This window comes from Marinagarivorans algicola (assembly GCF_001292705.1).
Lineage (GTDB): Bacteria > Pseudomonadota > Gammaproteobacteria > Pseudomonadales > Cellvibrionaceae > Marinagarivorans > Marinagarivorans algicola.
The window spans coordinates 75,701-87,948 of record NZ_LGAK01000015.1 but is presented as its reverse complement, the minus strand read 5'-3'; the positions used below and the strand labels follow the sequence as shown (position 1 = coordinate 87,948).

Annotated in this window: 12 protein-coding genes; 2 read left to right on the top strand and 10 right to left on the bottom strand. The window is 45.1% G+C overall.

What is annotated here, in order from left to right; all coding sequences use genetic code 11:
• Window positions 1-221: 221 nt before the first annotated feature.
• Complete coding sequence (locus AC438_RS06855; RefSeq protein WP_053980504.1) at window positions 222-857, top strand: flavin reductase family protein; 636 nt, start codon at window positions 222-224, stop codon at window positions 855-857.
• A 905-nt stretch (window positions 858-1,762) separates the two neighbouring features.
• Window positions 1,763-2,152, top strand: coding sequence for an LptM family lipoprotein (locus AC438_RS06845; RefSeq protein ID WP_053980502.1), 390 nt, complete (start codon window positions 1,763-1,765; stop codon window positions 2,150-2,152).
• Window positions 2,153-2,397: 245 nt separating this feature from the next.
• On the opposite strand, the gene AC438_RS06840 is transcribed toward AC438_RS06845, so the two are convergent.
• The 10 genes from AC438_RS06840 to AC438_RS06795 form a co-directional block, all read right to left on the bottom strand.
• Entirely contained in the window at window positions 2,398-3,210 is an 813-nt protein-coding gene (locus tag AC438_RS06840) for a sulfite exporter TauE/SafE family protein (protein WP_053980501.1), read from the bottom strand.
• 134 nt (window positions 3,211-3,344) lie between these two features.
• Window positions 3,345-3,683, bottom strand: coding sequence for a P-II family nitrogen regulator (locus tag AC438_RS06835; protein ID WP_053980500.1), 339 nt, complete (start codon window positions 3,681-3,683; stop codon window positions 3,345-3,347).
• A 226-nt stretch (window positions 3,684-3,909) separates the two neighbouring features.
• Window positions 3,910-5,157 (bottom strand): ammonium transporter, encoded by a 1,248-nt coding sequence (locus AC438_RS06830; protein ID WP_053980499.1) that lies wholly within the window; start codon window positions 5,155-5,157, stop codon window positions 3,910-3,912.
• A 24-nt stretch (window positions 5,158-5,181) separates the two neighbouring features.
• Window positions 5,182-5,520, bottom strand: a complete 339-nt coding sequence (glnK, locus tag AC438_RS06825; protein WP_053980498.1) for a P-II family nitrogen regulator — start codon at window positions 5,518-5,520, stop codon at window positions 5,182-5,184.
• An 82-nt stretch (window positions 5,521-5,602) separates the two neighbouring features.
• The gene (locus tag AC438_RS06820; RefSeq protein ID WP_053980497.1) at window positions 5,603-6,289 is read right to left on the bottom strand and encodes a TorF family putative porin; all 687 of its coding nucleotides are present in this window, start codon (window positions 6,287-6,289) and stop codon (window positions 5,603-5,605) included.
• Window positions 6,290-6,635: 346 nt separating this feature from the next.
• Window positions 6,636-7,571 carry a hypothetical protein gene (locus AC438_RS06815; protein ID WP_053980496.1) on the bottom strand — a complete coding sequence of 312 codons (936 nt, stop codon included), beginning with the start codon at window positions 7,569-7,571 and terminating at the stop codon, window positions 6,636-6,638.
• A 219-nt stretch (window positions 7,572-7,790) separates the two neighbouring features.
• Window positions 7,791-8,306 carry a regulatory protein RecX gene (locus tag AC438_RS06810; RefSeq protein WP_053980495.1) on the bottom strand — a complete coding sequence of 172 codons (516 nt, stop codon included), beginning with the start codon at window positions 8,304-8,306 and terminating at the stop codon, window positions 7,791-7,793.
• A 116-nt stretch (window positions 8,307-8,422) separates the two neighbouring features.
• Window positions 8,423-9,457, bottom strand: coding sequence for a recombinase RecA (recA, locus tag AC438_RS06805; protein WP_053980494.1), 1,035 nt, complete (start codon window positions 9,455-9,457; stop codon window positions 8,423-8,425).
• A 219-nt stretch (window positions 9,458-9,676) separates the two neighbouring features.
• On the bottom strand, window positions 9,677-10,174 hold the full coding sequence (locus AC438_RS06800) for a CinA family protein (protein WP_053980493.1): 498 nt from the start codon (window positions 10,172-10,174) through the stop codon (window positions 9,677-9,679).
• A gap of 1 nt (window position 10,175) precedes the next feature.
• Window positions 10,176-12,248 carry a PAS domain-containing protein gene (locus tag AC438_RS06795; protein ID WP_053980492.1) on the bottom strand — a complete coding sequence of 691 codons (2,073 nt, stop codon included), beginning with the start codon at window positions 12,246-12,248 and terminating at the stop codon, window positions 10,176-10,178.

The window sequence follows — 12,248 nt, the reverse complement described above, 5'->3', positions numbered from 1 at the left end:
TCCATCTAATCGGCTATCGTTACGTAAAAATAAGAACCACGATTCAAAGAAACCAGAATTGAGCACTCATGAACCGTTGATTGAGCCACTCAAACCATCTACAACTGTATGTGCCTAACCTTGTTCGGCCTTAAGTATCTATGCTGAGGTTAAGCGCAATACACATATTCACAGAAGAAATACCATACTAAATTCAAACTCCAATATAGAGGCACTATCGCATGAACCGTACTACGATCACGCAACACCATTCAATTGGGTCTGCTCAAATTCAGGCTATGGACAAGCGCTTTCGCACACAGTTTATTAACTCGGTAGTCGGCTACAAAGGTGTTCATTTGGTGGGTACAGAGAGTAACCAGGGTCAGCGCAACCTAAGCATTGTGAGCAGTGTTTGTCATTTAGGCTCAAACCCGCCGTTACTGAGCTTAATCATTCGACCTGCTAGCGTACCTCGTCATACCTTACAAAATATTATGGACACTGGCTTTTATACTTTAAACCATATTACTCAAGATACCTTCAAGCAAGCTCACCAAAGCTCTGCTCGTTATGATGCTAATATCAGTGAGTTTGAAGCCGTAGGATTAGAGCACAGCTACCACTCCGGTTTTTTGGCTCCTTTTGTCAGTCGTAGTCCACTACAGATAGGTATGGCCTTAGAGGAAGTTATACACCTCAAGTGCAATAATACACAGATGGTGATTGGCCGTATTCAGCATGTTAATGTGAAGGAAAGCGCCATTGGTGATGATGGCTATATTGATATCGATCAATTAGGTAGCCTATGTGTTTCAGGCTTAGATAGTTACCATAGCGCCCAACAAATAGCACGCCTACCTTACGCTAAAACCTAGCTATTTTATTCATTATGCCTTGTACTCTTGGAGCCACACTGTGGTTCTGCTGATGTTTTTGAATCAGCCATTGTGCCATTTTCTGTGATACAACTAACCAGTAATATTCACCAAAATAACCGAATGTGTTGATGAAAGATACGCACTTTAAGAGATTGATAAGATAGACAATCCTCCTAAAAATCACCATCACCAAAAGATCACCTAGGCGATTGGTATTAGGCTGAGCTGATGTGAACTTTTCAAGAGGGCAATATCAAGGTGTCTATAAAACAACAACTGACTCACATCGCCAGGGTGAAGACTTTTTATATGGCGTAACCCAATTATATGGCGTAATCCAAAGTTTAAGCTTAGGGCTAGACCACTTTGGCAATTCTCAAAGTGCCCTTACTCTCTAAATATAAGTATCACTCTGCAGCCAAGCTGACCCTATAGAATACTGATGGATTATTTTTTTGGCATTGACGCGCCGAGCACTGATATAACGCTCGGCTTCAATATGGATGCGTGGAGGTAAACTTCGCATCTGCATAATAGGGATGGGGATAGAAAAAAGCCGCAATTAAGCCATACAACTTAACTGCGGCAAAACTCACAGAACCTATACTGAACCTAATAAAGCCTTATTAGGCTGATCAATTCCTTTGATCATCGTTCATGTTTCCATGGCGCTCATTCTAACGCTCTGACACAAAATCAATAGCCGACAATCTTATTTGCACGTGTAAGACATTGCCCAGCATTTACGAGTAAAAAACACGCATCGTCCAAAGTTGCTATAGTGCTTATCAGCGGAAAAGTCGTTTAGAGTCATTATTTAGGTAATATTCATATAACTGCGTCATAATCAAGTAACAACAATAGAGCACCTTTCAAAAACACTTACTTATTAGGAAACCACCATGAAAAATATCATCGTTAGTTTAGCCGCAGCAAGCTTAGTATTCACTATTGCCGGATGTGGCGAAAAAGACGAAAGTGTGAGTGGCTCACTCAATAACGCTGCCGAAAGCACCCAGAAAGCTGCTAATAATATTTCAGTAAAAGATACCGCTAAAGCCGCTGAGCAAAAAGCCAAAGACTTAGCTGAAAGCGCCAAGCAAAAAGCCAAAGATACCGCTGAAGCGGCCGAGCAAAAGGCCAAAGATGCTGCCGCAGCTACCAAACAAAAAGCTGAAGACGCTGCCGCAGCTACTGAAGAGAAAGCTAAAGCCGCCGCCGATACCGCCAAAAAAGCCGCTACTGATGCTAAAGATGGCGCCAAAGACTTAATGAATTCATTTAAAAACTAGCGCATCATAATGGCTAGCGCTTGGCGCTAGCCATTATTTCATCGTCTATAAAATACAAACCCGAAGCGAATTAGCTCACGGATTGGGGGGCAAGGCGCTTGAAGGTGTGCGTATCGCGGTATATAACACTTTGGTCATACGGCAGAAGAAGCAGATTACAGTATTTTTGGGTAATGCATACCTTACCCGTGCTTTAGGCCGCCAATATCAAAAAATTAAAGTTAAAATTCTGGCTATCCAGAGCCTTAACTCACCCCCACCCAAATCATTCTCGCCCCAACAATCAGCAACAAAAGCATAAAAGCCATGTTTAATTTATGTGCTGCTATGCGCTGGCTGAGTTTCGCACCCAAAGGCGCAAAAATAAGTGTACACGGCATAATCGTTAAATACGCCGGCCAATACACCAAGCCCAGTGTATTGTCGACGCCTGTAGGCTCAAAGGTCAGCAACATCCACAGCGTTGCCATTAATGCTAGCGCCACTCCCATTGCCGCCGACGTTCCTATCGCACGATGAATACTTCGCCCCATAGCTGTTAGTGTTGGGACACTCATCGTGCCGCCACCAACCCCCACCAAAGACGATACTGCACCAATTAAAAATACGATGACAGGCATTTTCCAAGCGGGCGCTGCCCAATCCACCCTATCACGTTGCTGCGACCGAACAGCTTGACTGCGCAGCACGCTAATGAGCGCCACACACCACAAAAAAAGACCAAAAAAAATGATAAGCCCAGGCGTTTTAAACCGAGCAACAATAGTGCTGCCTAGCAATGCACCTAGCAATAAAAAAGGTAGCCAGCGCCACACTAAGACCCAGTCAACATGATCTAAGCGGTGATGGCTCAACGCTGATGTTGCACCCGTTAGCACAATGGTCGCCAGTGATGTTGCCACCGCAATATTAATCGCTACCTCTGGCGCGACAGCTTGCTCGGTTAATACATAAAAAACGGCAGGCACTATGACAGCTCCACCCCCTAAACCAAATAAGCCAGCAATAAGCCCCGCCATCACGGCAGGAAAAATCAGCAACGCCAATAACTCAAACATTCAATTTCCTTAACATAGGACCCAAAAAGTCCACACATAGGGACTTTTTGATCAAACTGGATGAATTAGCGCGATGTGGCTATCAGTAATAACTGATTGATGCGCGGTCATGACTTTGTTGTGCATACTCACAATTAAACCGCATCAGGACCTGTTTCGCCTGTACGAATGCGAACAATCTCTTCGAGCGGTTGAATAAATATTTTACCGTCGCCAATTTTTCCCGTTTGCGCCGCTTGTGTAATCGCCTCAACAGCCTGCTCAACCACCTCATCAGACACGGCCATTTCTAATTTCACTTTCGGCAAAAAATCTACCACGTACTCAGCGCCACGGTAGAGTTCAGTATGTCCTTTTTGGCGACCAAAGCCTTTTACTTCGGTGACTGTCATACCTTGAACACCCACTTCAGAAAGGGCGTTACGAACATCGTCTAATTTAAAGGGTTTAACCACTGCTGTGATCAGTTTCATAAAAGGCCTTTTGATAGCTATTTTGATTATTGAGTGTCGCTAAGCACAGCTTGCGCTTGGCTCTACGAGCTCAATCTACAACAGACACCCGACAATAAGCAAATGGAAACCCTGCAAAACCAAAAAAGGCGGCCTAAATGGCCGCCAAAGCTTCTTACATCAACGTACTACTTCAGGGTAAGGCTATCGCAATCAGATAACCTAGGGTCAAACATTTACCGTTGGTTTATTTACCATTAGTAAATTCAGGGTAGGCTTCCATACCGCACTCAGCAATATCGACACCCTCAAACTCTTCTTCCTCTGAGACACGAATTCCGATCACCGTTTTAAGGGCAAACCATACAATTAAACTCGTAACAAACACCCAAATAAATATGGTTAAAGCACCAATAATCTGGCCACTAAAGCTTGAGCTATCATTTGTAAAAGGCACTAACAATAAACCTAATAAGCCCACAACACCGTGCACAGAAATGGCGCCAACAGGATCATCGATTTTAAGCTTGTCGAGGAGCAAAATGCTAAACACTACTAATAAGCCACCTAAGCCACCAAATAATGCGGCTTGCAGTGCGCTGGGTGTAGAAGGCTCAGCAGTGATGGCAACAAGCCCAGCTAATGCACCGTTAAGTGCCATCGTCAAATCGGCTTTACCAAACATAATGCGCGCTACTAATAAAGCTGAAATCAAACCACCAGCTGCTGCTGCGTTTGTATTCATAAATACAACAGCAACAGAATTAGCGCTTTCTACACTCGCTGTTGCCAATACTGAGCCACCATTAAAGCCAAACCAACCCATCCATAAAATAAACATACCCAGTGTGGCTAAAGGCAAGTTAGAACCAGGAATCGCATTCACACTACCATTAGCGCCATATTTACCTTTACGTGCGCCAAGCACTAATACACCAGCCAATGCAGCCGACGCGCCCGCCATATGAACAATGCCAGAACCTGCAAAGTCAGAAAAACCAAGATCACCCAAGGTATACATACCAAATACTGCGTTACCACCCCAAGTCCAGCTGCCTTCCATTGGGTAAATAAAGCCTGTCATCACAACAGTAAAAGCTAAGAAAGCCCAGAGCTTCATACGCTCTGCTACTGCACCAGAAACAATAGACATCGCTGTCGCTACAAAAACAACCTGGAAAAAGAAGTCGGCAGATGGAGCATAAGTATCGCCCAAGTCTTTGCCATCACCGGTGATGCCACTAAGAAAAGGTACTGCACCGTGTAAACCGTCTGGTCCGCCATACATAACCCAATAGCCGCACACAAAAAACATTGTGCAAGAAATGGCGTATAACGCGACATTTTTCGTTAAAATTTCAGTTGTATTTTTAGAGCGCACAAGGCCAGACTCTAACATGGCAAAACCCGCTGCCATCCACATGACTAGTGCGCCACAGATTAAAAAGTAAAAGGTATCTAGGGCGTACTGCAATTCAAAAATTGTGTTTTCCATTACCTATCTCCGGAAAAAGTTAAATTACAGTGCGTCTTCGCCGGTCTCACCGGTACGAATACGGACAACTTGCTCGAGGCCAGAAACAAAAATCTTGCCGTCGCCAATTTTACCGCTATGTGCGGCCTTACTAATGGCTTCTACCACTTGATCAACTTGCGTATCGGCAACAGCCACCTCTAATTTAGTTTTAGGTAAAAAGTCCACAACATACTCGGCGCCACGGTAGAGTTCGGTATGCCCTTTTTGACGTCCAAAACCTTTAACTTCAGTGACAGTAATACCCTGTACACCGATATCTGAAAGCGCTTCGCGCACAGCATCAAGCTTAAATGGCTTAATAACCGCAGTAATTAATTTCATCGGGCTGCTCCAATAAATATGCAGGCAAAGCTGCAATGATAAAAAAGACCGCTAGGTATAAATACTTAGCGGTCAAAGGGAATTATTCGCCTAAAGGCAGCGTGTAAGACACAATAAATTTAGTATCGTCATCGTACTCTGCCTCAACATCATCAACGACCGTACCAATCGTGAAAACAAGGTTATCGTTAAAGGCATAGCTCACATCAAAATGCGCGTAATCATCTTCGTGTAGGCCGTAAGTAAAGCCAAACGCCCCTAACTCAAGCGCCAAGGTGCCATACCAGTAACCAGTATCACCGGCAATGTTATCGTAATAAGTCACAGCAACAGGGCCATAACCTAAACCAAGAATAACCTCAGAGAGATCACCGGGCTCAGAGCGGTCGGCAGTGCTTCGGATCTCACCATTTGCACCTGAGACAGCCACATCTAATGATCGCTTTGATGGGTAAACATAAGTCCAGGCACTTAAATCAACAGAAAAATCACCCAAGCTTGCACCGTAACCTAGGTATAAGTCATATTCAGAGCCCGAAGCAGTATCGCCTGATGAGCCCCAAATGCCGCCGTAAAAACCGGTAGTGCTAATATTTAAGTCACCTGATACCGCTGGTGTACCATTACCAAGCTCCAGCCCACGCCAGTAGTACATATTCGCCACACCAACCGATGCGCCAACTTCAACTTCTGCTTGCGCAGGAGCCACAATATTCGCCGCCATTACAGCCGCTATAGATGATGCTATAAGCGTTTTTGATAATTTCATGATGTTTTCTCCAAGATGGTAGCGATTAATGATTAAGCTCTAGCTTTAGTCGTCACAGCTTTGATAATCACTGTATAGCAGGATGTTTGCCAGAAAGTAAAAATCCTTAAAAAACAGTATGTTACAAAAAATAATACTGCGACTCGAGCTTGATTGTAAGCGAGGCAGCACCAAAAGCAACCTCTCATGCGCACCAAAAAAAACACAATGCGCTATTTTGGGTCACCCAAAGTAATATGACGCGTATACTCGAGCAAAGCCGCGGTGCAAAGCTAGCTGACATTTATGACAAGTAAAAAAAAACGCCTGCAATACAGGCGCTTTTAATGGGGTCCAGTCGCTTAGGTTATTCTTTATCTAACTCTAACAACCTAATGCGTGCCTCGAGCTTTTGCGTTAGGATTTCTAGTGATTTCACACGCTGCTCCAAACTCTTATTGGGCGCTTCATTTTGAGGCGCTTCAGTTGGTACTGTAGGTGTAGCGCCATTAATTAACCGAATATCTAAACGGCCATTCGCACTAGAGGCGCCAGCACGGCCTTCATGGCCTTGTGCGCCGTCACCGCCGCCAGCCTCCCAACTTCGACCACCGCTTAAAGATTTTTTATTAATATAGCGCCCAGACGTTCCGATACCGGCAATACCCGGCTGTCCACCTTTACCACGCAGTCCTCCCGATATTTTTACCTCGATACTATTGGTTAAATCACCCGCGCCATCGGCCAACGTATAATGAAATCGAAAGCTCCCTCCTTTGCCACCATTACCGCCGTTGCCACCGTTGCCAGCAGCCCCACCACTTTCGGTACACCGTGGAAAATCGGGTACATTTTGTCCATCACCGCCGTTACCACCACGTCCCCCGTTGCCGCCACTTAAATCGATACTTACACTGCCAAAGCTCACAACCCCAAGCGACCAGTGAATATCTGCACCGCTACCCCCGCTAACACCTGCAGCACCGTCACCACCGGCTTGGCCGGGCTGACATTTATCGGCTTCACGATGCGATATACCATTGGCACCATCACGGCCGCTTTCACCACGCCCCATAATCACTACGCCATACCCAATGCTGGCCTCTTTGGCATCAACGCGCCACATATCCACATTACTGGCGAGTGTAATTTTGGCCTTATCACCGATGGTTAAGGTATCAAGGTTAAGCTTGGCTTGGCGACTATCAATAATATACGTAGAGCCAGCTTTAATATGAAGATCTGCTGCATAGGCTTGTACACCCAATACAGCTAAGCACGCACTCAGAGCTAATTGTTTCACAGCGGAGTCCTATTTTTATTCATGAATGGTAGCACTCAATAAGCGCTTTACATTAAGTGCTTATCGATAAGGCTATGGGTGTTAAATCACACGCTTGCTAGATACCCTCATATTCCAGCAGTCAAAATAGAGTATACATGAGCAAGCTGAAGCTCGGCGTTGCATGTTGTATTTTGTGCTCGAGGTTCACTAATGTATTGCGGCCACCCTATAAGGTTTTTACACGCTCTTTAGGTAGTCAAATAAACGACTCACCTCATGATGACTAAAACCCCGGTATAACAAAAAGCGCTGCTGTTTGGCTCGGTCTTTGGGCTCTTGAGCCAGTATGCGAAATTTTTTGTACCACGTTCTATAAATCATACTATCTTCTAAAGGCCCATCGTCTCGCGCACTCAAATGCCTGTCAATCAGCTGATCCGCAAGGCCTTTTTGCTTAAGCTCTTGTTGTATTCTATTTATACCATAGCCCTTATTAATACGACTATTGACATAAGCTTGCACAAAACGCTCGTCATTCAGGTAATCATAGTACTCCAGCTTATCTAGCGCTTGCGTCATAGCTACATTCACAGGTCCAGCCATTTCCCCTTTCAAACGCTTATGCGCAGTCAGCTTTTGCTGCAATTTTGTTTGCAACTCACTGCGCCCATGCTCACGCCTTGCCAGTAACTCAATCCCCTTATGGTAAAGCCAGCGATATAATTCCGAAGGCTCTGTTAGTTCATCATTCACAACAAGCTCTCATTGATATCATTCGTTTTACAGGCATAAAAAAAGCGCTAGGACATTTAGCGCTTTTTTAGATTTTTTAAACTGGCGAGTACATGAGTACTGACCTAGTTATCGACTTACTTTTCGGGCTCATCAGGCTGTTCAGCTTCATCAACTGGCGTAACTTCACCCAATAGTTGCTCCTTGATAATGGCTTCTAAGCGGTTTGCAAGCGCTGGGTGTTCACGCAAATACTGAATAGAGTTTTGCTTACCTTGGCCAATTTTTTCACCATCGCAGCTATACCATGCGCCCGCTTTATCAACTAATCCTAGCTTAACGCCATAATCAATCACTTCACCTAAGCGATTAATACCGGTACCGTATAAAATTTGGAATTCAGCCTGTTTGAAAGGCGGGGCGACTTTATTTTTAACCACTTTAACGCGTGTTTCTGACCCAACGACCTCGTCGCCATCTTTTACCGCGCCAATGCGGCGAATATCTAGGCGTACTGACGAATAGAATTTCAACGCATTACCACCGGTGGTGGTTTCTGGATTGCCAAACATCACACCAATTTTCATACGAATTTGGTTGATAAAGATTGCCAAGCAATTCGCATTTTTAATATTACCAGTAATTTTACGCAACGCTTGTGACATTAACCGCGCCTGTAAACCCACATGATGGTCGCCCATCTCACCTTCAATTTCAGCTTTGGGTGTCAAGGCCGCAACAGAATCAACCACCAGAACATCAACAGCGCCTGAACGCACCAGCATGTCGGCAACTTCTAATGCTTGTTCACCAGTATCGGGCTGTGACACAATTAAGTCATCAACATTAACCCCTAGCTTTTCGGCGTATATAGGGTCAAGTGCATGCTCAGCATCGACAAAAGCACAGGTACCACCTTTTTTTTGTGCTTCGGCAATCACTTGTAGTGTGAGCGTCGTTTTACCGGATGACTCAGGGCCATAAATTTCAACAATACGCCCTTTAGGTAAACCACCAATGCCTAAGGCAACATCCAACCCTAAAGAGCCGGTTGATATACTCGGTATAGCAACGCGCTCTTTATCGCCCATGCGCATAACGGTGCCCTTACCAAATTGACGATCAATTTGTGACAGCGCGGCAGCAAGTGCTTTTTCTTTATTGGCATCCATTGTGGTCCCCTTTTTATGGCGTAAAATTTTATGCATCAATTAATAGCGAGCACTCAATATAGCACTCATTGATTGATGATTTAAGAATAAGACATTAACACTGTACAAGCAACCATAAATTGTATGTTTATACAGTAGTTTTACTGTCACTATTTGACACAGTAGTACGTTAATGAGGATGTTTTTTAGCTTGCCTCAACGCAACACTATAGCTCTGGGTTAATCAGTGTTGTGCAGGTACTGCGTCAACCCCGAAAGAGCCGCTATTACGGCTTGCTCTCTTATATTATCTCGATCACCATCAAAGTGAAAACTATGTGCAATGACCTGTTGTGGCGCCCCCCAGGCTATGCATATCGTCCCCACAGGCTTAAGCGCTGATCCGCCATCAGGGCCGGCAATCCCTGAAAGCGATATACCATAACTCGCTTGCGCTTGCTGACAGGCGCCCAATACCATTGCTTTAACCACGGGCTCACTCACAACACCATGTTGCGCAATAAGCTCAGTGGATACACCCAACAGCTGTGTCTTTAGGCGATTACTATAAGTTATAAAACCACCATCAAACCACGCAGAACTACCCGCTACCGCCGTTAAGGTTGCTGCCACAGCACCGCCTGTACAAGACTCCGCTGTAGTGACAGTCGCCTGCCGCCGCAATAACGCACGACTTAACGTGTGTACCCGTTGCTGTAAATCATTATTAATCAGCAAGCTACGTCTCCTCAAGGGCTAGAGCTTGCACGGCGGCTGCCTCTAAAGAGCGTTTTGCGCTAGAGTACTCAGCGGGGCATCGCCATATGCTGTTAAGCACGTCAATAAGCTGGGTAACATCAAGTGGCTTGGTGAGATAAGCATGGAAACCCGCATCAAGTCCCTTTTCTTTATCATGTGTCATGGCGTTGGCCGATAAGGCTATGATGGGGGTACTGCTCGTTAGATGATCACCACGTAAAACATCTAAGGCCTCAAAACCATTCATTCCTGGTAAGTTAATATCCAGTATGATCAAGTCTGGCTGGCTAACACGAGCGGCAAAAACGCCTTTAAAGGCATCGCTTGCAATTTCAATATCAATGCCTTTGTAATGCTCAAATAATTGGCAAATTAAGCGCTGGTTGGCTTCGTTATCTTCAACATACAAGACTTTTTTAGGGCCGCAATCAATAAGTTCGGTGGTTTTACCTGGCACTGTGTCGGAGGCGGCTAGTTTTTGAGCTTCGATAATGGGTAGCTCCAACCAAAAGCAACTACCGCCGTCATGGCGCCGCTGAAAACCAATTTGCCCACCCATTTGCTCAACCAATTCACGCGTGATAACCAAACCGACACCACTGCCTTCTACTTCGGATTGCTCAGCCCCTAAACGGCAAAAAGGCTGGAATAATTCACCCTGTTTTGACTCTGGAACACCTAGACCAGTATCTTCGATGTTAATCCGCAAAATACCCTCGCGATCCACGGTACTCGATACCATAATACGGCCATAAGGCTTATTGTATTTGACGGCATTACTCATCAAATTCAGGAACACTTGTTTAAGGCGTGTTTTATCCGCCTTAACACGCAGCACCTCACTATCAGCCAAACTCATCGAGACCTCTAAAAAAAGTGCATCCGCAGAAGACTGCACATAACTTAAACATTCTTTTAGTAATAAACCAGGGTCTACTGGCTCTAGGCTCATTTCCATACGCCCAGCTTCTATTTTGGCCAAGTCCAACACATCCCCAATAAGCGTTAACAAGTAACGGCCAGCTTTCACAATTTCGGCCACGCTATTGCGCTGCTTACCATTGAGGCTTGAGTCGCTTTCTAGCAGATGAGAAAACCCTAAAATAGCGTTTAAGGGCGTGCGCAATTCATGACTCATACTCGATAAAAATTCAGACTTAGCCTGATTAGCCGACTCTGCTTGCTCTTTGGCCAACAGCACACGCTCTTCGGCTTCTTTTAGTTGTGTGATAGACATGTTAGTGCCCGACATGCGCGCAGGTAGCCCCTGACTATCAAACTCCATGTAACCACGACCCCGAATCCAGCTCCAACCACCATCGCGTCGCTTGATTCGGTATTCGACGTCAAAGGGCTCTTTGTCTCTTATGTGACGATCCAAGGCTGCATCAAACAACTTACCATCCTCAGGATGCATGAGATTGCGCCACGCCTGTAATCGATCAACACCTTGGTTAACCGTGTCATCTAGCTCATCATAACCCAGTAATTCCCAGCAGCGACTCGAGAATGAAAAGCCACCTTGCTCGGCCGTCCACTCCCAAAAACCATCATTAGACGCTTTGATAATACGTGCATGCCTAGCCTCAATAAAAGCTAAAGCCTGCTCGGCCTGCTTGCGCCGCGTAATATCCAATGCAATACCACTAACATAATAAACCCAGCCCTTTTCATCGCGCGTTCCATCAGCGTGGATCTCTGTCCATACCCAGTCACCATCTTTTTTACGTACACGATAAGAGATGTCGATAGGTTCGCCATCACGCAACACTTTGCGCACACCTGTCATAAAGATATCGTAATCTTCTGGGTGCACATAACTAAAGTAATTTTTACTACCCGATATATGCTCTACATCATTATCACTATAACCAAGCATGCGCCAATAGCCGCCACTCCAAGCAATTTTGTCTTCTGATAAGTACCAATCAAAATACCCGTAATCATTAGCGCCACGAAAGATGCGGCGATATTGTTCTAGTTGCTCACTATCGGTGAAGCTTAGTGAAGCGCCAAACCAACGCTTTGGCCATAATTTAGAAAAAAACTTCAT